Source organism: Pseudomonas cistanchae (assembly GCF_054483635.1).
Genome location: NZ_JBTLWN010000001.1, coordinates 320710 through 341965 on the forward strand (window position 1 = coordinate 320710; position 21256 = coordinate 341965).

18 protein-coding genes are annotated in these 21256 nt (G+C 62.1%); all 18 read right to left on the reverse strand.

The annotated features are described in order from the left end of the window. Positions 1 to 18: 18 nt before the first annotated feature. Complete coding sequence (locus tag ACX0MV_RS01470) at positions 19 to 489, reverse strand: hypothetical protein (protein ID WP_458981735.1); 471 nt, start codon at positions 487 to 489, stop codon at positions 19 to 21. A 17-nt stretch (positions 490 to 506) separates the two neighbouring features. Beyond that, positions 507 to 2555, reverse strand: coding sequence for a type VI secretion system Vgr family protein (locus ACX0MV_RS01475; protein ID WP_458980719.1), 2049 nt, complete (start codon positions 2553 to 2555; stop codon positions 507 to 509). A 44-nt stretch (positions 2556 to 2599) separates the two neighbouring features. After that, positions 2600 to 3592, reverse strand: a complete 993-nt coding sequence (locus tag ACX0MV_RS01480) for a serine/threonine-protein kinase (protein WP_458980720.1) — start codon at positions 3590 to 3592, stop codon at positions 2600 to 2602. A gap of 10 nt (positions 3593 to 3602) precedes the next feature. Beyond that, a complete protein-coding gene (locus ACX0MV_RS01485) occupies positions 3603 to 4331 on the reverse strand; it encodes a PP2C family protein-serine/threonine phosphatase (RefSeq protein ID WP_458980721.1) in 729 nt (242 codons plus the stop codon). Continuing rightward, on the reverse strand, positions 4331 to 7870 hold the full coding sequence (gene tssM / locus ACX0MV_RS01490) for a type VI secretion system membrane subunit TssM (protein WP_458980722.1): 3540 nt from the start codon (positions 7868 to 7870) through the stop codon (positions 4331 to 4333). Before tssM ends, ACX0MV_RS01485 begins: the two co-directional genes overlap by 1 nt. Then, positions 7867 to 8748: a type IVB secretion system protein IcmH/DotU gene (gene icmH, locus ACX0MV_RS01495; protein ID WP_458980723.1), complete on the reverse strand. Its 882-nt coding sequence runs from the start codon at positions 8746 to 8748 to the stop codon at positions 7867 to 7869. The genes tssM and icmH overlap by 4 nt, the downstream gene beginning before the upstream one ends. A gap of 2 nt (positions 8749 to 8750) precedes the next feature. After that, positions 8751 to 10082 carry a type VI secretion system baseplate subunit TssK gene (tssK, locus tag ACX0MV_RS01500; protein WP_458980724.1) on the reverse strand — a complete coding sequence of 444 codons (1332 nt, stop codon included), beginning with the start codon at positions 10080 to 10082 and terminating at the stop codon, positions 8751 to 8753. 3 nt (positions 10083 to 10085) lie between these two features. Continuing rightward, positions 10086 to 10565, reverse strand: a complete 480-nt coding sequence (gene tssJ / locus ACX0MV_RS01505; RefSeq protein WP_458980725.1) for a type VI secretion system lipoprotein TssJ — start codon at positions 10563 to 10565, stop codon at positions 10086 to 10088. 5 nt (positions 10566 to 10570) lie between these two features. Then, positions 10571 to 11767 (reverse strand): type VI secretion system-associated FHA domain protein TagH, encoded by a 1197-nt coding sequence (gene tagH / locus ACX0MV_RS01510; RefSeq protein WP_458980726.1) that lies wholly within the window; start codon positions 11765 to 11767, stop codon positions 10571 to 10573. A gap of 19 nt (positions 11768 to 11786) precedes the next feature. Continuing rightward, complete coding sequence (locus ACX0MV_RS01515) at positions 11787 to 11921, reverse strand: type VI secretion protein (protein ID WP_458980727.1); 135 nt, start codon at positions 11919 to 11921, stop codon at positions 11787 to 11789. Positions 11922 to 11970: 49 nt separating this feature from the next. Further along, positions 11971 to 12714, reverse strand: coding sequence for a hypothetical protein (locus ACX0MV_RS01520; RefSeq protein ID WP_458980728.1), 744 nt, complete (start codon positions 12712 to 12714; stop codon positions 11971 to 11973). A gap of 140 nt (positions 12715 to 12854) precedes the next feature. After that, positions 12855 to 13556: a hypothetical protein gene (locus tag ACX0MV_RS01525; RefSeq protein ID WP_458980729.1), complete on the reverse strand. Its 702-nt coding sequence runs from the start codon at positions 13554 to 13556 to the stop codon at positions 12855 to 12857. Further along, a complete protein-coding gene (locus tag ACX0MV_RS01530; RefSeq protein ID WP_458980730.1) occupies positions 13553 to 14212 on the reverse strand; it encodes a Tox-REase-5 domain-containing protein in 660 nt (219 codons plus the stop codon). Before ACX0MV_RS01530 ends, ACX0MV_RS01525 begins: the two co-directional genes overlap by 4 nt. Beyond that, a complete protein-coding gene (locus ACX0MV_RS01535; RefSeq protein ID WP_458980731.1) occupies positions 14213 to 14551 on the reverse strand; it encodes a hypothetical protein in 339 nt (112 codons plus the stop codon). It lies immediately after the preceding gene. Further along, a complete protein-coding gene (locus ACX0MV_RS01540; RefSeq protein ID WP_458980732.1) occupies positions 14544 to 15038 on the reverse strand; it encodes a DUF4123 domain-containing protein in 495 nt (164 codons plus the stop codon). The genes ACX0MV_RS01535 and ACX0MV_RS01540 overlap by 8 nt, the downstream gene beginning before the upstream one ends. A gap of 5 nt (positions 15039 to 15043) precedes the next feature. After that, entirely contained in the window at positions 15044 to 17113 is a 2070-nt protein-coding gene (locus ACX0MV_RS01545) for a type VI secretion system Vgr family protein (RefSeq protein WP_458980733.1), read from the reverse strand. Between the two features lie 17 nt (positions 17114 to 17130). Next, entirely contained in the window at positions 17131 to 18651 is a 1521-nt protein-coding gene (locus tag ACX0MV_RS01550; protein WP_458981736.1) for a sigma-54-dependent Fis family transcriptional regulator, read from the reverse strand. Between the two features lies 1 nt (position 18652). Next, entirely contained in the window at positions 18653 to 21256 is a 2604-nt protein-coding gene (gene tssH / locus ACX0MV_RS01555; protein WP_458980734.1) for a type VI secretion system ATPase TssH, read from the reverse strand.

A 21256-nucleotide genomic window follows, 5' to 3' on the forward strand; every position in this document is an offset into this window, starting at 1 on the left:
TGTAATCGTCTTTAACGGTCAGAGGCCGCAGGCCGCTCCGAAGGTCTTGTAGGTGGCCGTCTGATCGGCAGATTCGAAGGTAAGGTCAACGTGCCGGTCATCCGACTCGTTGTATTCGGACTGATTGAGCTGGCTGACGGTGGTAAGAGCGGCGCTCATATCCTCGAAGGCATAGGCGGTGAGTGTTTCATCGATCTCGCGCTGCTGCAGCTCATGGACAAATCCATCGATTTTGACGAACAGTACTTCATCGATCTCGACGGCGATTGGTTGAGCATCATCCAGGGCCTGGTACTGCTCATCGGCCGGAACCAGCGCGCAGCGGTAATTCTCGATACCGCCCCCCTCCTGGTATTGGGTGACGGCTTCCTGGTAGGTAATGGGTTCAAGTTCAAGGGCCGTACAACCAGCTAGGTAGCCACAGGACAGGATGAATACGATCATTTGGCCGGCGATATACCGGCGCCCAGGCGTTTTTGTTTTGGTCATGTCGTTCACTGTCTACCTCAGCCTGAAAAATTCATGGTTCTTTTTACTTTCTTTTGGGGGTTGAGCAGGCCGCCTACCAGCGCCTCATCCAACAAACTCCCCGCCTTATCGCTATCCGCCGCACCCGGCAATACTGGTGGCTTGATGCCGATTCCCGAGCCCTTACCCGGCGAGCCGCCAGCGTTGATATTGGCCAACGGGCCGAGAAGGGTGATGCCGCCGGGGTCGAGTTTGATAAAGCTGCCGCCGGCGCTGAGGGTCAATTCGACGCCGGCTTCGATGACCATCTTTTGCCCGGCTTTAAGGTGGATCTCGCGGCCGGCTTTAGTCAGCTGCGCAGTGCCGAGTTTGATGTGTTGGTTCTGCCCGACGGTGAGGTGGTCGTCGGGTTTGACTTCGACCTTGCGCTCGGTTTTGACCGTCAGGTTTTCTTCGGCTTTGAGCTCGGTAAAGTTGTTGGCCTCGACGGTGTCGTGGCGTTCATTGCCGACGCGGATCTTCTGGTCGTGCTCGATGTTTTCGTCCCAGTCGCGCTGGGCGTGCAGGTAGATCTGTTCGACGCCTTTCTTGTCTTCGATGCGCAGCTCGTTATAGCCGCCACCGCCCGGCGTGCTGAGGGTTTTGAATACGCTGCGGGTCTTGTTGGCGGGCAGGTCGTAAGGCACCACGTGTTCGGCGTGATACAGGCAGCCGGTGACCAGCGGTTGGTCGGGGTCGCCTTCGAGAAAGGTCACCAGCACTTCCATGCCGATGCGCGGAATGGCGATGCCACCGTAGTTGTCGCCGGCCCAGCTGTTGGACACGCGCAGCCAGCAACTGGTCTTGTCGTCGGCCTGGCCGTGACGATCCCAGAAGAACTGCACCTTGATCCGGCCGTATTCGTCGCAGTGAATTTCTTCACCGGCGGGGCCGGTGACCACGGCGGTCTGGCTGCCTAGAACACGAGGTTTCGAGTGCTTGAGCGCGGGGCGAAAGGGCACATCCCAGGGCGTAGCGGTAAAGTGGTTGCGGTAGCCCTGAGTGAAGCCATCGTTGGCCTCGGTGTGGCTAGTCACCGACTCTTCCAGCACTTGCGGCTGCTTACCTTCGTGAATCACCTCCAGCAGCAACCAGAGGTCGTTCCAATCCTGGCGCGGGTGGTCGGACAGCTCGAGAAAGTGGCCGCTGAGCAGCTTGGGTTGGTCGCCCATGCCTTCGGCCAGACGGTAGTCGGCACGGTGGCGTTCCAGGTTGCGCTGGCTCAGGTGCTTGCCGCGGCCGCGGTCTACGAATCGACCGGGGTAGTCGTAGTTTTCCAGGTCCGGCAACGGCTTGGCCTCGGCGTCGCGCTCAGCGTTGGCACCGGCTTCCAGCAGCAGGCGCGGCTGTTCGAAATCGTAATCGCGACGCGTGGTGCGGCTGGTGCGGGTTTCCAGGCGTACGGCAAAGCGTTTGATCACCGGCTCATCGGCGGTCATGCCGTTGTCCTGTAGGTACGCGGTCGGCTGGCCGAGCTTGCCGAAGGCGGTCTGGTCGTCGCCGAAGATCAGCACATGGCCCTGCTCGCTGTGCTGGAAGTGGTAGTGAATGCCTTCTTCCTCGCACAGGCGCTGGACGAAGTGCAGATCGCTCTCGTCGTACTGCACGCAGTAGTCGCGTTCGGGATAGACCGTCGGGCCGAGCTGGAACTGATAGGCGTTGCCCTGGATGCCGTGCTCTTCCAGCACCTGGGCGACGATCTGCGGCACCGTCAGGTGCTGGAAGATACGCTGATTGGTGCGGTGGGTGAGGTAGCTGAGCTGCGGCACCAGGCTCAGCGTATAGCGGGTCAGACGCTTGCCGGATTCGCCCTGGGCGACCTGATAGATGATCCCGTGAATACCCAGGCCGTCGGGGCTGAGGGCGAGAAAGGCCGGCTGGTGCAGCAGGCTTTGCAGGTCCAGATCCGGGCGCTCGCTGACCAGTTCGATCTCGAAGCGATAGGGCTGACTGATCGCCTCGCGGCCGCTGAACTCAAGCACCTGCAGGTCGTGCTCGAGGCCTTCGATGGTCAGGCTGAAGTGGGTTTCATTGGCCGGATTGAACATGTGCATTTCCTTGTAAAAAGATCATCCATTGATGCCGCTCATGCCTAGCGCCCTAGCCAGCGCTGCCAGCGGCTGGGTGGTGGCTGGCGTACTACCGCGAGCAATTCGGCAGCACTGATAGTGCGCTGCGCCTCATCGAATGCCAGGGCAGTGCGCAGTGCCGGCCAGCAATGCAGCGGCAACTGCTCGGGGCGTTGCAGCTGCTGGTCCAACTCCATGGCCTTGGCCTGTTTGGCGCTGAGCCGGCGAAACGGGTGACGCCCGCTGGCCAACTCGTAAAGCACACAGGCCACGGCGTAGATATCGGCTGCGGCCGTCAGCGGCGCACCGTCGAGCAGTTCCAGCGCAGCGTAACGCGGCGTCCAGGCGGTAAAGCGGTTGCGACACAGCCGCGGCAGGCCAGGCAGCAAACCCTCCACCGGCTGGCCAAGACCATAATCGAACAGGCGCAAACCGTCTTCGGCGAGCATCACATTGCTGGGTTTCAGGTCGCCGTGCAGCACGCCGAGGCTGTGCGAATAACTCAGTGCATCGAGCAGCGCGATAGCGATTTCCTGCAGCTCGCTCCAGGGCACGCCTTCAGGCCGCTCGCTGAGCAACTGATCGAGGGTCAGGCCCTTGAGCAGCTCCAGGGTGAGGAACGCGCGCTGGCTGGGCAGATCGACTTCGAAGCCGAACAGGCGCACCACGTGAGGATGGTTGAGTCGTGCGGTGAGGGCGAATTCGCTGTAGAGCAGCGCGTTGGCGTCCGGGTATTCGGCGAAGTCGTCGCTCAGGGTTTTCAGTGCCACATAGGGTTCGGGGTCGCCGAACTGTTCGCGCAGCAGGTCGCGCGCACGGTACACCGCCCCCATGCCGCCGACGCCCAGCAGCCGCTCGATCCGGTAGCGCCCGCCGAGCACTTCCGGCAGCTCGCTGACGACTGGCCGCGATGCCTTCTCCGGCGGTTTGGCGGCCGTGGCGGCCAGGGCGAAGTAGGTCAGGTTGCTGGCCTCTTCGGGTATCGGGACGGGCTCGTCGAGCAGTCGTTCGTTCATCCGTGGCTCCTCATCGGCGAATCACCACTGCGCTCAGGTTGTCTCTAGCCGGGCCGTCGAGGGCCTGCTGAAACAGCCGATCAAGCGCGAGCTGGGACGACGGCAGATTGAGTGCCGCGCCCAGGTCGTCGGCAGACAGACCCTGATAGAGGCCGTCGCTGCACAGCATGAAGACATCGCCGGGCAGAACGTCCAGTTCGAGAATTTCCAGCCGCAGTTCATCGCTCGCGCCAATGGCGCGGGTTAGCGCATTAGCCGCCGGATGACGCGCGGCTTCGGCCGGGCTGAGCTGCTGTTCGTCGATCAGTTGCTGCAGCAGCGAGTGATCGCGGCTGAGTTGATACAGACGGTTGCCGCGCCACAGGTAGCAACGGCTATCGCCTGCCCAGACGCAGGCCGCGCGGTCACCCTCGATCAGCAGAGCGACCACGGTGCTGCCGATCACCGGGTCCGGAAGCGCGGCGGTGACGGTCAGCTCCTGGCCAAGACGACGGTTGAGCCCATGCAGGCGCTTGCGCAGCTCATTCAGACGCTGCTGCATGTCGCCTTCGCAAGGCTCGGCCAGGTGTTCGACGATCAAGCGGCTGGCCAGCGCACCGTTCTGGTGGCCGCCCATGCCGTCGGCGACCACCCACAGGCCCTGCTCTGGCAAGGCCAGGAAAGCGTCCTCGTTGCGCGCCCGCACCTTGCCGGTGTCGGTGCGCGCGGCGCTACGCCACAGGCTGACGGCTTGCTGCATCAGAGCGTCGCCGGCAGTTTGAAGCTGCGCAGCAGGTCGACGTCGAACGGGTTCGGCGAGCGCTGGCTGTGCAGCAGGTAGTTGGCGCGCAGGCCACCCAGATCCGCCTTGAGCATCAGCACGTCGCGTCCGCTGTGGTAGTCGACGCTCATCAGGTCGAGCAGGCGAAACAGCGACCAGGGGCCGGTGTTCTTCTCGATGCCGACCTTACGCCCGCCCAGCTCTTCGACGACCAGGCTGGTACGCCCTTCGTTGTCCTCAGCCGGCCAGCTGAACGCAGTCTGCACGATCGGCCCATGGCGGTATTCCATCTGCTGCGCACCGAAGCGGAAGTCCGCCCGGCTGAGACTGGAGTCCAGCGAGTAGGGCTCGAGCTTGAACAGCACTTTCGGCTCGTTGGGGTTCTCGGCAAAGAAGCTGCGGCGGATGGTTTGCGCGTGGCTCATCTGCAACAGGAACTCGCGCGACAACGGCAGACCGCGGCCGTCGATACGGCGCAGTTGGTACTGGCCGGCGGTGCCGCTGACGAAGGGCTTGAGGTAGCCATCGAAGAACCGATCGGCAGTCCCCTGAGCCTTGAAGAACTCGCGGAAGTCGGCAATCGCCACGTCGCTTTCGCTGTGCGCGCTGAACGGATAACGCTGTTTCAAAGAGCCGTTGTAAGCGGCATACAGCTCGCTCTTATAGCGCTGGTTGAGGTAGTGATAGGCATCGTTGAGTACCAGCGTCCAGCTGTCTTCTGCGAGCAGGCCGAGCCAGTTGCCGACTGGTTGCGGCAGGCGCGCGGCGCTGCTGCGCACCTGGTTGATCGCGTCACGCTGACCGCCCATGCGCGCCTTGGCCAGTTCGAACGCGGCCTGCTCCGGCGCACTGGCGTTGGCCAGGCCTGCCAGTTGCAGTTGCAGGGCGTCCAGCGCCTGCAGCGTTACCGCCAGCTCCGGGCCGGCGCCGCCGTTTTCGTCGAGCAGGCGATGCAGCGACTCGAAGCGACGCTCCAGGGTTTTGCGCGCGGTGTCCGGCAGGTTCTTCACCAGTGCGGCCTGTGCCTGCTCGGCGGCCGCCGCGGCAAGTTTGGCGGCTTTGCCGACCTTGCCCTTGGCATCCTGCAGGCCTTCCGCTGCAGCGCCCGCGTCACCCGCAGCGTCGGCCATGCCGGCAAAGCGGGTGTTGTCGCGCACTTCCACCAGTAGTTGCAGCAGCGGCGAGTTGGCGGCAGTCAGGCCAGCCAGTTGCAGAGCACCCTGATTGGCATTGCCGATCGGTTCCAGCGACAGCTGGCCAACCGCCTCGCCCCAATAGTTGGCGTAATCGCGAAAGTACAGCTGCTCCATTTCCACCAGCAGGCGGCTGAGGTCGTTGCTGCTCAGCGTGTCACTGTCGCCGAGCACCCAGTTGTCGCGCAGGATGTCGCGCACCAGATCGGCACCCTGGGCGACGAACATTTTCTGGTAACCGACCTGGGTGTAGAAGCCCGGAATGGCGTAGTCGCTGCCGGCGAACAAGCCGGCTTGCGGTCCGAGTTTCTGGCTCAGACGGTACTCCGGCAGGCTCCGGGCCTGATCGCGCAGCATGCGGTACACCACGTTGGCCAGCGACTCGCTGCGCAGCACCTGGCGCGCCTGGGCGACCAGCGGGGCATTGAGCGAGTAAGGTGCAAACGACTCGGACAGCAGCCGTTCGAAGTGCGCGTTGAGGCCACGTTGACCGGCACTGTTGCCGGCGTAGCGCAGCGACCAGTCTGCCGCCAGCCACTCTTGCAGGAAGGCGTTGTCGCGGCGCTCTTCCAGGTTGAGCATCAGGTAGGCGCGCAGGCTGTTGAGCAGGCGCTCGCGGTCATTCAGGTTGGCGCGCACTTGCGCTTCCAGCTGACGGCCAACGCGCGACAGCAGCAGGTTTTCCAGCTCGCCACGGTAGGCGCGATGCAGAGTCGGGTCGACTTGCTCGCCCTGATACAGCCCGCCGCGTTGCAGGTAGGACACATCGTCCACCGGCGGGAATACCTGGGTTGCCGCGTAGCTGCTGTCCAGCGCCTTGAGCGCCTGCAGGGCATCGTCCTGGCTGCTGAGGCGGCCATGTTGCTGGGTAAGTTGCTGAGCGATCTCGCGCAGCTGTTCCAGACGTTCGTGGTTTCCAGAGAAGCCGTTGGCCCAGAGCACGCCGAACAGTGCGAGGCAGGCGAAAGCAGCGGCGTACATGGCGCGCTGGCCCCAGTCGATGCGGCGCACTTCCTTCTGGTCGAGTCCGGCGAGGTCCGCTTCCGGGAAGATCACTCGGCTCAGCAGGTGATTGATAAAGCGGGCGCGGCCGCTGCGGAAGGTGGGCAGGGCGCTACTCGCCAGACCGAGATTACGGCCGATGCTGCTGGTGCTCGGGTCGAGCTGGTCATTCAACTGTGGCGCGCTGGTCAGGTAGAAGCCGCGCAGCTGGCTGGCGCGCTGGTAGCGGTTGCCGCTGAACGCCAGTTCACTGAACAGGCACAGGCGCTCGCCGATCAGGCCAAGCTGATGCGGGAAGTCGAGAATCCGCCCGCGACGCTGGGTGTCACGCTCCTGGTGCATGCGCAGGATCACCTGGCTGTTGAGGCGACGCAGCAGCTCTTCGAACTCCTGACGTACCACCTGCACGTCGGTGGCGTCCTGGTCCTTGCGGAAGCTGGCGCCCAGCACCTGGTCGCTTTCCTCACGCGACAGCTGATCGAAGAATTCGTCGAAGCCCAACACCTTGTCGGCCTTGCTCAGCACCAGGTACACCGGCACATCGGCGCCCAGACGCTGATGAATTTCCTGCAGGCGCTGGCGGGTCTGGCGCGCCAGGTTTTCCAGCTCCAGTTCGCTGCCGCCAAGCAACTGCTCGACCGGAATATTCACCAGCACGCCGTTCAACGGACGCGCGCGGCGCTTGCGCAGCAGGCCGAGCAGGGTGTCCCAGGCGCGGCTGTCGATCTGCGGATCGGGCTGGGTCAGGTAGCGCCCGGCGGTGTCGATCAGCACCGCGTGGTCGGCGAAGTACCAATCGGCGTAGCGGGTGCCGGAAACGTCCTTGGTCAGGCGCTGCTGGTCACCGCGGTTGAGCGGGAAGTCCAGACCAGAGAAGTCCAGCAGGCTGGTCTTGCCGCTGCCCTGAGGGCCGAGCAGCAGGTACCAGGGCAGCTCGTTGCGCCATTTCTCGCTGCGGCCGCGGTACAGGCTGGACCGTTTGAGGGTGTGCAGCGCCTGCTTGAAACGCTGGCGCAGTTCCACCTGTTCTTCGGTAATCACGCCTTCGCGGCGAATCCGCTCCTGGGCGTCGGCGTCGTCTTCCTCGGCCTTCTTGCGCGCGGTTGCCTTCCAGCTGGCGAAGACCATGGCCAGGCCCCACACCAGAATGATGGCGCTGATGGTCAGCAGGCGGCTGGTGGCCGACTCCCAGAACTTGTAGTCGTTGACCGCCAACAGCGGGCCGACGAACCACACCAGCAGGGCGAGGGCCAGCACCAGGCACAGGCTCCAGACCCAGGTCTTGCAGAAAAACGCCGCTAAGGCACTGAAAAAGCTCTTCATTTCACGTCATCCATGCTGACACCCGCGGACGGGTCGAGTTGCTCATACGGCTGCAAAATGGTCTCGCGCTGTTCGCCGAGCACCCAGGCGAAGCCGCCATACATCGTGGCCAGGCAGGCCAGGGTAAACAGCGCCACCAGCCACCACGGCACGATGCGTACCAGGCGCCGGCGGGTGTCTTTCAGGCCCTGCCAGTGCGGCGAGATTTCCCGTGGCACATCGCCGCGCATCTGGCGGATCTGTCGGTACAGGCTGTCGCGGACCGCTTCCAGTTCGAGCATGCCGCGCGGCAGCACGCGGTACTTGCCCTCGAAACCGAGCGACAGGCACAGGTACATCAATTCCAGCATCGGCAGGTGCTTGACCGGGTTGCGCGACAGGCGCTCAAGCAGCTGGAAGAACTTCTCGCCACCGAAGGTTTCGTTGTGGAAGCTCGACAGTAGGCTCATCTGCGACCATTCGCTCTCGTTGCCCCAGGCCGTGGTGACCACCGCCTCATCGACCACGGTACAGAGCACATAACGTGCGGCCATCACCTGGCTGCTTTCGGCGCCTTCGTGCAGCGCGCGATGCTCGAACAGCTTGAGCGCGGCGGACAGACGCTGGTTCAGCGCGTGCATGTCTTCCGACTCGTAGCTGTGTTTCAGGCGCACCACTTCCGAGAGCAGCGACGACGCGGCGGCCACCAGCGGGTTGAGGCTGATATTGAAGGTTTCCGCCGGGCGCAGACGGGCGGCGTAGATCATCCGCTCTTCCAGTTGCTCGAATTTCGGCGGCGCGGCGAAGTCGGTCAGCGGGCTGTGCGCCGGGGCATCGCCCTTGCGGTTGAGGATGACGGTTTTGTCGTCCTGGCCGTATTCCATTTCCTTGGTCGTCATAGTCAGTTCCTGATCGCCCAGAATTTCAACTCAAGCCCGGAGAACTCGCCGGACACATGGAAGGCGAAGCCGCCGGAGCGTTCCAGCTGCGCCAGTTCCTCGGAGTTGAGCTCCAAGGCGAAGTAGGTTTTCCCTGAGTGGAAGGGGATCTGCCGCGGCGCCACGGGCAGCGGTTTGACCTTGATCCCTGGCAGGTGCAGGTTGACCAGCTGCCGGATGCGCTCCACCGGGCCGACCTTGAGGTGCGCCGGCAAGCGGTTGCGCAGCTCTTCGGAGTCGCACTGGGCACTGGCGGCGAGGACGAACGAAGAGGTGCCAAGCAGCTTGTGATCGTGCAGCGGCGACACTTGGATACCGTACTGGCGCTGTTGCAGCAGCAGCTCGATGGCGTGCTGTTCCAGCACCATCGACAGCACCTGGCGGATCGCGTCCATCAATTTGCGGAAGCTCAGGCCCTGGTCGCTGTGCAGGTAGCGGCCTTCCAGGCGCGGGCGCTTGATCTCGCTGGAGAAGGTCGCCAGTTCGCCGAGCAGGCCGAGCAGCTCGCGGTAGATCTGCTCCGGGTGCACCTGCTCGATACCCAGGTAATGACGCAGCACCGGCTCGAAGCGGTTGATCAGCTGCAGCATCATGAAGTCGCCGACTTCCGCACCGCCGACCTTGCCGGTGGCGCGAATGCGTTCGGCGAGGATGTCGCCACGGTGGGCGAGCATGCTGATCACTTCCTTGAGGCAGCTAAGCAGGTAGCCGGAGGCCTGGAAGTTGACGTAGGTCGGAATGAATTCCGGGTCGATGCTGATTACCCCGTCCGGGGTGGTATCGAGCACGTCGCACAGCTGCAATTTGACGTAGGCCTGATCACTCTGTTGCTCGCCAAGCAGCAGGCGGAAATCCGGTCGGCCGCAGCTGACCTGACTCGATGCGCTGTCACCCGCGTTGGAGTCGGCGACTTCTTCATCGAAGGCGGTGAAGCGTGCGAGCACGTCCTGCTGTTCCGGGCGGCGGCTTTCGATATGGTTGCCGGTGACCAGTGGCAGGGCCAGGTACACCGGGGTATTGCCGGTATTCGGCGGCACATCGAGGGCCAGCGGTTCGCGCTCGGCGCCGATGTCGAACAGGGTGCCGTCGGGCAGGATGCCACTGGCCTTGCTTACTACCAGCTTGCCCATGTTGAGAAACTGGCGGTCGATCTCCAGCTCGAAAAAGCCCCAGGCGTAGCTCTCGAGTTTCTGCGTGCGGGTTTTCAGCTGGTAGTCGTAGTAACGGTCGTTCTGCTGGAAGTGCTGCGGGCGCAGCAACATGCCTTCCTGCCAGACCACTTTATGCATGGCCATGGCTTATTCCTCTTCCTTGGTGTCGTCGACGGCTTTGATGCCCTGGGCATCCAGGCTCAAGGCGACTTCGTTATGTTCCAGCGCCTGCAACGGGATGACGAAGCGCCAGTTGCTTTCCGGCAGGTCGCGGTAGGCGGCGAGCACGCCGACGTAGCGGCTGCCGTCCTGCACCGACAGCTTCATCTCGCGGGTTTCGCCCGGCCGCAGCTCAAGCTCTTCAAGGGTGACCATGTCCGGCGACAGCGCTTCCTTCGGACGCTGATAGAGCGAGAAGAAGTCGGCGGTTTCGAACGCCACCGGGTGCTTCAGCTCGATCAGGCGCAGCACGATCGGCGAAGGCCGGCCGTTGAGGTCCGGGTTGAGCTGCTCGCTGCCGGTCAGGGTCAGGTCGAGCTTGGTCAGGTCGGAGTAGGGCGACAGCGCCGAGCAGCCGCCGAGGGCGAGCACGCTGAGCAAAGTGGCCATCAGGGTAAAACGGGACATGGCAATCATCCTTGAACGTCGGTATTGAGGGTGGCGATCAGGCGGACCTGCTCTTCATAGGTGTTGGCGAAGTCGCGGGCGAACAGGCGGTCGCTCCAGTCATCGTTCTGTTCCAGTGCGGCGTGCATGCGGCGATACGCGCGCCAGCGGCTGCCAGCAGTGGCAATCAGCGGCTTACGGCCTTCGCGCTCGAAGCGCAGGCTCAGTTGCTCGGGCGAGAGTTGCTCGAACATGCCCTTGACCGCTGCGCGGCTGGCGGCAAGCAGCGCCACCTGGTGCGCTTGCAGGTCGCGGAAGCTGCGGCTGATGGTCTGTTCGGCGCTCAACTGGCCGGGCTTGCCGCCGCGCAGCAGAACGGTCAGCGCCTCGCTGCTGTCGGCGGTGTGCTTGAGCGGGTTGTTGCCAGCGCTCTGCACCGTGGTCAGTGCCAGGCGCAGCTCGTTTTTCAGCTCGCTGCGGGTCCGCAGGGCCTGCTGCAGGCTGCCGACACTCTGCTTGAGCAGCTTGGCGGCATTCAGCGCCAGGGCTTCGCGGGCCTCGTCGTCGAGGTCATCAAGCTTGATGCCGAGGGCATCGCCGAATTTTTCCCAGAAGGTCGGCGGCAACCGCACCGGCTCCGGCGCGCGCTTGGGCTGCGGTTCCGGCGTCGGGGCAACCAGCGCAGGCACCAGCAGGTTTTCTTCGTCGATCTGCGCGTAATCACGCTGCTGCGCCTGCACAGTGTGCGGACGGATGATCGCCGTCAGGTCGTCGACTTCCGCGTACACGCGCTCCTGCTGATCAATCGCGTTGAGCGGGTCGAGGTCGAGAAACGCATCGTCCGGAATGATGCTGCCAGCCGGTTGCGAGCGGCCGATATCGCCCTCGAAAACCGCCGGGTCCTGAATCAGTCGCGCGCGAATCTCGAAGTCGCCCAGGCAGTACACGCTGCCATGCTCGATACGCTGCGCCTGGTGCTTGCGCAGGCTGGCGCCGCTGTCTTTGAGCTGAATGCCGTTGCTGCTGGTGTCGGTCAGGTAGAACGAGCCATCGCGATAGCTCACCTCGGCATGCCGGCTGGACAGCACGCGCTTGCGATCCGGAATCACCCAGTCGCATTCCTCCGCCCGACCAATAACGCCGCCGGCTTGCTTGAAGGTTTTGGTGGTCAATAGACCTGGCACGAACTGCTGTGCACTGACCACATCGAAGACCAGTTCCATGGTTGTTAACTCCTTGCGGTCAGTTGCCGCGTTGCACTGCTTGCGGTTCGCCCAGGGGGCGGTATTCGTCATCGTTGAACTTGTAGTTGCCGCTGCAGGCGGTGAGGCACAAAGCCAGGGCGAGCAGGGTGGTTGGCCAGAGGCGTTTCAGCATTGGATGCTCCTTGTATTTGTGAGGCAGAAAATGAGCAGTGGTTGGGTAATCAATTCAGAGCGCCGTATGCAGGCGGCAGCAGGTCGCGGTCTGCAAGGCTGACTTCGATGGCGTTGGCCGCCTGAATATGCGTGGGGTTGCGGACGTCGAAGGCCGCGTCGCACACGCTGACTATCAGCGTTCCGAGCTGTATCTCTGCGTGAGTCACCGGAAAGAGGCCGGCGTTAGCGGGGAGTGCGTCTTCTGCAATGATTTGCGGTAAGTACAGAATCCAGCCGGCCCCTAGGCGATCCTTGAAGACCTGATGCATGGCGAAATAGCGGGCAGGCCCAATGGAGGCCATGCTCACAGGCCAGGGCCATGTGCTGATCAGTTCACGCAGCAGTTCAATCAGCGGCTCAAGCCGGTCAAGGCTCGCTAGTGATTTGGTCTGCAAAGTCAGGGTGCAAGGTGAGCCGGGTAAGGTCGACAGGGTCAGGTCGAATGCAGCAGCGCCCTCTTTCTCCAATCCGTTCCAGACGCCCAGGCTGCGCCAGTTGCCTACCAGGGCATCGGGCGAGTCTTTTTCGGCCTGTAAAGCAGCATCTACAAGCGCTTGCGAGGCGCCGCTTGGCTCGAACGCTTGCAGGGCTATTGAGGCCTGCGGCGTATCCGCTGGTGGATGCCATTGATGTTCTGGCAATCCATAACGTTTCAGCAGTTGCGCCACCTGCCAAAGGGCATCTGCATGCACTTGGGCACTGGGCAATGGGGTGGTCAGGCGAAAGGCCAGCGATAAATTGATACTGCTCATGGCTGCAGGAAGGTCCGAATGATGAGGGCGGTAATCTGGACGCGACCCTTCATATAAAAAGGACAGCGGCAATAGTGGATTTGCTAGTGCGGTCATCTGTATCAATTTGCTGTCCTCCTTGATGTTTGCTTATTTCGAATTCAAAGTTCGGAATATCGCGGCAGTAGATCTTCATCAACTAGACGAATTTCAATGGATTTTGCCAGCTTGAGATGCTGCTCGTCGGTGTCATCAAAGTGTTTTGAGTGACTTATAAGAAGAGCGCCTGTAATCTCATCGTCCACGCTGATCGGAATAATTTCTGCAGCCTCGGGAATAAACTCTTCCTCGATATTCTTCGCCAGATAGAGCAACCAGCCCATAGGTAATCGATCAGTAAAGGTTTGCTGATCGCCGTAGGCGTCTGTACTTAAAGAAATAGCGGTTGGTTGCCATATCTCTACTGCATTCTGTATCAACTGTTTTGCTTCATGTTCTTTGTTAAGTTCACGAGTTGGTGGTAATTCAAGTGTGATAATGCAGCCACCATTGGTTTCCCTGTATAGATAACGCAGAGATGCGCCATGGTCTTCAGTAAGACCATTCCAAAACCCCAGCACACGCATAGATGACGCTGCATCTGGAGCATTCTGCAATTTAGAAAGTGCCTTAGGGTTGATGCCTTGTTCAAATAGCGGATAGAACAAAGCATCTGCAACGGTTGCACCTTTCAAGAACCACTGCCCAAGGTCGCTGGAGTATTGGTTTAAGGCAGGTAGAAACCGATGAAGCTCATCAAGCTGCTCTTCTAATACCAGCGCGCGGTTGGGCCGAAAATATATATTTAAAACGGGCAGCATCATGGGTGGAATACCGTTTGAATGGTCGGAAAAGCTTGTTGAAATATTTTTGAGAAATAACGGTAAGACTTTGGTTCCATAAAGAACCAACTCAGGCGTACTTGGGGGGTAGGGCTGGTTGCACTATATTGAGCCGCAGCCTGGCCAATCATGGCTTCAGCGCCACCCCAAAACGGTTTAGCTCGACCATAGTTATCAAAGAACTGGTCATATTTCGCCTTTGCTTCTTTGAGATGACACTGGCTTGAATCGAATCCATCGAATGTTACTTGGTACATCCACTCAGTTATCACACCTAGTCCAACTGGTAGGCCGCCAATACGATGCTGATATTCAATTGATATGTCTGACCATCCATTGGTAGAACGCTGTTGTGGCGAGCCGCAATCCGGAGGGCACTCTTTGCACGCCTGGCGGGTTGAGGTCTGGCTGGTCGTGGTAGCTACCGGTGTGCTTCGCGACTGTGCGGCCGCATCGCTGCGGCGTTTTACTTCTTCATTAACCACCACTCCGCCGCCAGCAGCGGCACCTGCGGTGGCAGCTCCCTGAGCGGTTTTGTTGGCAGCGGTGCGGGCAGCTGCACGCGTAGCGCCTTGAACGAGAACGCGTGCTGCGGCACCCAGCAACGGCGGCGCGAGTAGTACAAGTGGGCCAGGCATTTAGTGTGCTCCTGAGGCAAGTTGCGCCTGCATGGTGGCTAACAGATCGTTCAATCGTTGCTCTACGGGTTGTCCGGGCTTGCGCAGCCAGGCGTCAACCTGAGGGTCCAGATAGAAGTCCGGTGCTATGGCTTCGGTATAGAGAAACTGGGTCAGTGCGGCCTGATCGCTGAGCCCCAGTTCGCCCGCATGGTCGTTTGCGGCCTGTAAACGGGGCAGCAACGGCTCGTCTTTGAGCGAGGGAATGTCCTGAACAATGGCGTCGCGTACCTGAACCAGAAAGTCATTACCTTCCAGCTGTTCCAGGTGCCGTAATTGCTCTTCACGCAGCTTAAGCATGTTCACCTCCATGGCGCTTAAGTTGCCCATCTTCCAACCAGAACCAGACGTGGGCGGCATTGAAGAAACTATGACGCTGCTCCTCGTCCAGCACCTCTTGCAGCTTGCTGAGTACGCGAGGGTCGTAGAATCGCAGAAGGGCGCGCTGGCCGTCGGGTAGCTCGGTGTCGAGGCGCGCCTGCAGCAGTTGGGCAAGGATGTTTAATGGCTTTTCAGTGAGCAGCCAGACGACGGCCGGCCGTTGCTGACTCAGGTCTTCGAAAACACCAAGCCAGCCACGATCCTGCTCCAGATCAAACAGCCAGGGACCTGCATCTGCCAGCGCCTCTCCATCGGTATCACGTAACAGCGGCATATTCAGGCCACGCTGGCTATGCAACGGAAAGCCACGGTGTTGCTGGTATTGCAGGCCATCGACCAGCGCGTAAAGACGCAATTCTGGATGTGCGGTTTTGAGCTCATCGCAATGGCTCATAAGAGGAAACATCTTGCTCATCCTCGAATCACCAGTGAAGCGCCTGACTTGGCGGCCTTGACCAGGCAACTGAGGCAGATTCCCGATTCAAACGGCGGGTTGACCAACGCTTGCTGTAGCGTGGCACCCGCCTTATCCGCATCCGCCGCGCCCGGAATAGTGGGCGGCAGGATAGCGATGCCCGAGCCTTTACCCGGCGCACCACCCGAGTTGATCTTGATCGTCGCGCCGCTGAGGGTGATGCCGCCTGGGTCGAGTTTGAGGAAGCTGCCGCCGCCTACTGCGGTGAGTTCCATACCGGCGTCGATCACCACTTTGCTGCCGGCGTAGTAGTGAATTTCTTCGCCGGCTTCGACGAATTGGCCGACGCCGACTTTCACATGCTGTTTCTGGCCGACGGTGAGGTGGTCGTTGCTGCGGGTTTCCACTTTGCGGTCGGCGTGGGTGGTGCGGTGTTCTTCGGCGAGAAACTGGCTGTAGCTGTTGGCCTCGACGGTATCGTGGCGTTCGTTGCCGATGCGGATTTTCTGGTCGTGTTCGACGTTTTCGTCCCAGTCACGCTGGGCGTGCAGGTAGATCTGCTCTTCGCCTTTCTTGTCTTCGATGCGCAGTTCGTTATAACCGCCACCGCCTGGGCTGCTCAGCGTCTTGAACACTGAGCGGGTCTTGTTCGCCGGCAATTCGTAAGGCACCAGGTGTTCGGCGTGGTACAGGCAACTGGTAATCAGCGGCTGGTCGGGATCACCCTCAAGGAAGGTCACCAGCACTTCCATGCCGACGCGTGGAATGGCAATCGCGCCGTAACCGTCGCCGGCCCAGCTGGAGGCGACTCGCAGCCAGCAGCTGGTGGTGTCGTCGGCCTGGCCTTCACGGTCCCAGTGGAACTGCACCTTGACCCGGCCGTACTGGTCGCAATGGATTTCGTCACCCTGGGGGCCGGTGACCACGGCTGTCTGGCTGCCGAGTACCTTGGGTTTCGGGTGGTTCAGCGGTGGGCGATGCAGCACATCCCAGGGCGTGGCGTTGAAGCGGTTGCGGTAGCCTTGCAGTAGGCTGCCCCGCTGGAAGCCGTCGCTGATCAGGGTGTGACTGGTAACGGACTCTTCCAGCACTTGTGGCTGTTTACCTTCATGGCTGATTTCCGTCAGCAGCCAGAGCTGGTTCCAGTCTTCGCGCGGGTGCTCGCTGAGGTTGAGGAAATGGCCGCTGACCAGCAACGGCTGATCACTCTCGCCGCTGGCCAGTTCATAGTCGCTGCGGTGGCGTTCCAGGTTGCGTTTGGCCAGGTGCTTGCCGCGCTCACGCTCGACGAAGCTGCCGGGGTAGTCGTAGTCCTCGAGGTCGGGCTGGAACTCGCTGTTAAAGGCGGCTTCCATCAGCAGCTTGGGCTTTTCGAAGTTGTAGTCGCGGCGGGTGACGCGGTTGCTGCGGGTTTCCAGGCGCAGGGCGAAGCGCTTGATCACCGGGTCGTCGGCGACCAGGCCGCTGTCCTGCTGATAGGCGGTGGACGCCAGTTTCGGGAACACCGTCTGGTCATCGCCAAAGACCAGCACATGGCCTTGTTCGCTGTGCTGGAAGTGGTAGTGAATCCCTTCTTCCTCACACAGCCGCTGAATGAAATGCAGATCGGATTCGTCGTACTGCACGCAGTATTCGCGGTCCGGGTAGACACTCGGGCCGAACTGGAAGGCGTAGGCATTGCCCTGGATACCGTGCTCTTCGAGCACCTGGCGGATGATTTTTTCCACGCTCAGGTGCTGGAAGATCCGCTGATTGATGCGGTGTGCCAGATAGGCCAACTGCGGGCGCAGGGTCACGTGGTAGCGGGTCAGGCGCTGGCCTGATTCGCCCTGGGCGACGCGATAGATCAAGCCATGAATACCGCCACCGCCTGGCGCGAACGCCAGGAACGCCGGCTGATGCAGCAGGCTTTCCAAGTCGAGATCGGGGCGCTCGCTGACCAGCTCGACTTCGAATACGAAGGGCTGGTTGATCGCCTCGTGCCCGGTGAATTCGAGCACCTGCAGGTCGTGGCTGACGCCTTCGATGCTCAGGCTGAAGTGGGTCTGGTTGGCTGAGTTGAACATGCTCTTCTCCTTAAGCCTTACACGTCAGCCGGGCTGATATTCAGCCGCTGCATGCGGTACAGCAGGGTGCGACGCGGTAAGCCGAGTTCGCAGGCGGCGCTGGTCTGGTTGCCACGGTTCTTGCGCAGGCAGTCGAGCAGCAGGCTGCGTTCGACACGCTCCATGCGTTGGCGCAGGTTCATGCCGTTGTCGTCGGTGCTGGTGTCCTGACGCAGGGTGAAATGCTCGGGCAGCAACTCGCCGCCTTCGCACAGCAGCACCGCGCGTTCGACCACGCCCTTGAGTTCGCGCACGTTGCCGGGAAAGCTGTAGCCGGCCAGGTGGTCGAGGGTGCTGTCGGCCCAGCGGCAAGGGTCGCGTTGCAGAAAGGCGCTGGCCTTGTCGGCGAAGTGGCGGGCCAGGGTCAGGATGTCCTGATCGCGTTCGCGCAGGGCCGGCAGTTCGATGGGGAACTGCGCTAGACGGTAGAACAAGTCTTCGCGGAAACGGCCTTCTTCCACCAGGCTGCGCAGGTTGTGGTGCGTGGCGGCGATAATGCGCACGTCGACCTTGTGCGTTTCGGTATTGCCCAGCGGCCGCACTTCGCCTTCCTGCAGCACGCGCAGCAGTTTGGCTTGCAGGGTCAGCGGCATATCGCCGATTTCGTCGAGGAACAGCGTGCCGCCGTGGGCGGCATCGAACAGGCCCTGATGGTCGCGATCGGCACCGGTAAAGGCGCCTTTACGGTAGCCGAACAGTTCGCTTTCCAGCAGGTTCTCCGGCAGCGACGCGCAGTTTTGCACGACGAAGGCCTTGCTGCGCCGAGCACCGCAATCGTGAATCGCGCGGGCCACCAGTTCTTTGCCGGTACCGGTTTCGCCAGCCAGCAATACGCTGACCGGGTTATGCAGCACCTTGCCGATCAGTTGGTAGACGCTGCGCATTGGCGCGCTGTCGCCAATCAGGCCGTAGCCGCTGGCACAGGGGGTGATTGTGCTGATGGTTGGCGGGTCGATCCGTGGCGAGCGCAGCCGTTGCAGCAGGTGCAGCTGGGCGATGACGAAGCTGCCGAGATGGCCGAACGAGGCTGCGAAACCCTGTAGCTCGCGACGGGTTTGGCTGGCGATCAGCAGCAGGCCGTTGACGCGTTTGTGTTCGTCGAGCAGCGGCAGACACAGCAGGCTGCGCCACGCCCGACTGGTGTCTGGCAGAAAGCCGATCTGATGCAGGCTGCTGTCCAGCTCTTCGAGGCTGAGCACCTGGTTCTGGCACAGGCAGTACTGCAGCAGCTGCTCGCCGTCGTAATCACTAGGCAGGCTGGCGACCACACGCGGTTGCAACAGTCCGTCCTGCCATTCGGCATTGAGGGTCAGGCGCGTGTGGGAATCGTCGAGCAGGTAGAGCTGGCTCAACTCGCTGCCGGACAGCTGCGCGGCCGCTTCGACCAGGCCACCGAGCAGGGCGTCAGCATTGACCGCTCTGGCCAGTGTGGCGAAGCGTTGCAGCAGCGCCTCGGCATAGCGCAGCGGTTGTGGCACCTGGCTGAATAGCAGCGGCATGTTAAGCGAACTCACAGACCACCGCCCCTTCGCTGTCGAGCGTGGCGTGCACGCGCTGCAGGCTGTCGCCGCTGGCCATGGCATCGAGCAAGCGGTCGACCACCAGCGGTTGCAGGTGCTGGTCGATCAGGTGGTCGATCAGGCGTGCGCCGCTGTCGCTGTGGCTGCAACGCTCGGCGAGATTTTCCAGCAGCGCCGAGCAATGGCTGAACTGCAATTGGCGGCGTCGCAGGCGTTCGCCGAAGCGCGCGAGCTTGAGGCCGACCAGCTCGTTGAGCACCTCGCCATTGATCGGGTAGTACGGCACCACGCGCATGCGGCCGAGCAACGCCGGCTTGAAGTGCTGCGACAGGGTCGGGCGAATCGCCTGCTCCAGGGTTTCCGCATCCGGCCGTTGACCGCCCTGGCAAAGGCTGGCGATGCGCTCGCTGGCGAGGTTGCTGGTCATCAGGATCAAGCAGTTGCGGAAGTTGATCTCGCGGCCTTCGCCGTCGTTGGCCACGCCCTTGTCGAAGATCTGATAGAAGACGTTCATCACGTCCGGATCGGCTTTTTCCACTTCATCAAGCAGCACCACCGAATAGGGCTTCTGCCGCACGGCTTCGGTGAGCATGCCGCCTTCGCCATAGCCGACGTAGCCGGGCGGCGCGCCGATCAGCCGGGAAACGGTGTGCTTTTCCTGGAACTCGGACATGTTGATGGTGGTGAGGAAACGCTCGCCGCCGTACAGCAGGTCGGCCAGGGCCAGGGCGGTTTCGGTCTTGCCGACCCCGCTGGGGCCGACCAGCAGGAACACGCCGACCGGCGCATCGGCGCGGTTGAGGCCGGCGGCGGTGGCGCGCATCGAGCGGTCCAGCGCGGCAATGGCTTGTTCCTGGCCGCGAACGCGCTGGCGCAGGTCGCTGGCGAAGGTCAGCACCTTGCTGTTGTGTTCGCGGGCCAGCTGGCTCAGCGGCACGCCGGTCCAGTGGCTGATCACTTCAGCCACCAGGCGCGGGCAGACTTCGAAACTGACCAGGCGCTCAGTAGCCTGGGCGCTGGCCAGCTCGACCTGCAACTGGCGCAGTTGGTCTTCCAGTTGCGGCAGTTCGGCTTTTGCCTCGGCCGCATCATCGCCCTCGGCGCTACGTGCGCTGGCGCATTGTTTGCGCAGTTCGAGCAGACGGGTGGCCAGGTCGCGCTGCATGGCCCAGCGGGTTTCGATCTGCTCCAGCTCGGCGCGCGCTTCGCTCAGGCGCGCTTCGAGCGTCTGCAGCGCGTCGTTGTCGATAGTCAGCCCTGCTTCCAGGTCGCGATTCATGGCTTCGCCCTGACGCTCGCCTTCGGCGATTTCACCGCGCAAGCGCTCCAGCGCTTCAGGCGCGGCAGCCAGGCTGATGCGCACCCGGGCACAAGCGGTATCGAGTACATCGACGGCCTTGTCGGGCAATTGGCGGCCGGCTAGATAGCGCGCGGACAGCTCGGCGGCGGCGACCACAGCGTCGTCACGCAGGTAGATGCCGTGGCTTTTTTCATACACTGGTGCCAGGCCACGAAGGATGGTTACCGCTTCACCGACCGTGGGTTCGAGCAGTTGCACCGGTTGGAAGCGCCGGGCCAAGGCCGGGTCCTTCTCGAAGTACTTCTTGTATTCGCTCCAGGTGGTGGCGGCGATGGTGCGCAGTTCGCCACGCGCCAGGGCCGGCTTGAGCAGGTTGGCCGCGTCGCCGCTACCGGCCTGGCCACCAGCACCGATCAGGGTGTGCGCTTCATCGATAAACAGGATGATCGGCTTGGGCGAGCCCTTCACTTCATCGATCACGCCCTGCAAGCGCCGCTCGAATTCGCCTTTGACGCTCGCGCCGGCCTGCAGCAGGCCGAGATCCAGGCACAGCAATTCGACGCCCTTGAGCGCGTCCGGCACTTCGCCGGCGGCGATGCGCAGGGCCAGGCCTTCGACGATGGCAGTCTTGCCGACACCGGCTTCGCCAACCACGATCGGGTTGCTTTTACGCCGACGGGCGAGGATGTCGATCATCTGGCGAATCGCCGCGTCGCGGCACAGCACCGGGTCGAGCTTGCCGTCGCGCGCTTGCTGGGTAAAGTTGTGGGTAAAGCGCTTGAGGTTCGACTCAGCGCCCGCTGCGGCTTTGCCGGTGGCTTCCTGCGGCTGCTGGGCCATGGCGAATTCACGCAGGCGCTCGGCATTCAGCTTGGCCAACAATGGCTGATAGTGGCTGCCGGCATAGCGCATCGGATTACGCAGCAGGGCGAGGATCAGCGCAGCCTGGTCGACCTGGCTCTGGCCAAGTTCCAGATTGGCGACCAGTAGGGCGTCCTGTAGCCATTGCACCAGCTCGGTGGAGAACACCGGATTGCGCGATTCGTTATGCTCACCGCGCGGCTGCAGGGCTTGGGCCAGCTCGCCGGCGTCGACTTCGGCATCCTGCAGGGCGCGGCCGAGCAACCCTTCCGGGCGCTCGAGCAGACCGAGCAGCAGGTCTTCGACCAAAATCTTGCTGCCGCCACGGACCACGCAGCGCTCGGCTGCGTTTTCCAGATCGTTCTTAGTGGCGGCGTCGAGGGCCTGTACCAGTTGTTGCAGATCGACGTTGATCATGTTCAT

Bases quoted from the DNA above. Each gene is read 5' to 3' on its own strand.
- ACX0MV_RS01485 (WP_458980721.1), bottom strand. From the start codon at position 4,331: ATGCAGCAAGCCGTCAGCCTGTGGCGTAGCGCCGCGCGCACCGACACC.
- tssM (WP_458980722.1), bottom strand. From the start codon at position 7,870: ATGAAGAGCTTTTTCAGTGCCTTAGCGGCGTTTTTCTGCAAGACCTGG.
- ACX0MV_RS01515 (WP_458980727.1), bottom strand. From the start codon at position 11,921: ATGCTGAAACGCCTCTGGCCAACCACCCTGCTCGCCCTGGCTTTGTGC.
- ACX0MV_RS01475 (WP_458980719.1), bottom strand. From the start codon at position 2,555: ATGTTCAATCCGGCCAATGAAACCCACTTCAGCCTGACCATCGAAGGC.
- ACX0MV_RS01525 (WP_458980729.1), bottom strand. From the start codon at position 13,556: ATGATGCTGCCCGTTTTAAATATATATTTTCGGCCCAACCGCGCGCTG.
- ACX0MV_RS01535 (WP_458980731.1), bottom strand. From the start codon at position 14,551: ATGCTTAAGCTGCGTGAAGAGCAATTACGGCACCTGGAACAGCTGGAA.
- ACX0MV_RS01545 (WP_458980733.1), bottom strand. From the start codon at position 17,113: ATGTTCAACTCAGCCAACCAGACCCACTTCAGCCTGAGCATCGAAGGC.
- ACX0MV_RS01550 (WP_458981736.1), bottom strand. From the start codon at position 18,651: ATGCCGCTGCTATTCAGCCAGGTGCCACAACCGCTGCGCTATGCCGAG.
- ACX0MV_RS01530 (WP_458980730.1), bottom strand. From the start codon at position 14,212: ATGCCTGGCCCACTTGTACTACTCGCGCCGCCGTTGCTGGGTGCCGCA.
- tssJ (WP_458980725.1), bottom strand. From the start codon at position 10,565: ATGTCCCGTTTTACCCTGATGGCCACTTTGCTCAGCGTGCTCGCCCTC.
- ACX0MV_RS01480 (WP_458980720.1), bottom strand. From the start codon at position 3,592: ATGAACGAACGACTGCTCGACGAGCCCGTCCCGATACCCGAAGAGGCC.
- tssH (WP_458980734.1), bottom strand. From the start codon at position 21,256: ATGAACATGATCAACGTCGATCTGCAACAACTGGTACAGGCCCTCGAC.
- tssK (WP_458980724.1), bottom strand. From the start codon at position 10,082: ATGGCCATGCATAAAGTGGTCTGGCAGGAAGGCATGTTGCTGCGCCCG.
- icmH (WP_458980723.1), bottom strand. From the start codon at position 8,748: ATGACGACCAAGGAAATGGAATACGGCCAGGACGACAAAACCGTCATC.
- ACX0MV_RS01540 (WP_458980732.1), bottom strand. From the start codon at position 15,038: ATGTTTCCTCTTATGAGCCATTGCGATGAGCTCAAAACCGCACATCCA.
- ACX0MV_RS01520 (WP_458980728.1), bottom strand. From the start codon at position 12,714: ATGAGCAGTATCAATTTATCGCTGGCCTTTCGCCTGACCACCCCATTG.
- tagH (WP_458980726.1), bottom strand. From the start codon at position 11,767: ATGGAACTGGTCTTCGATGTGGTCAGTGCACAGCAGTTCGTGCCAGGT.
- ACX0MV_RS01470 (WP_458981735.1), bottom strand. From the start codon at position 489: ATGACCAAAACAAAAACGCCTGGGCGCCGGTATATCGCCGGCCAAATG.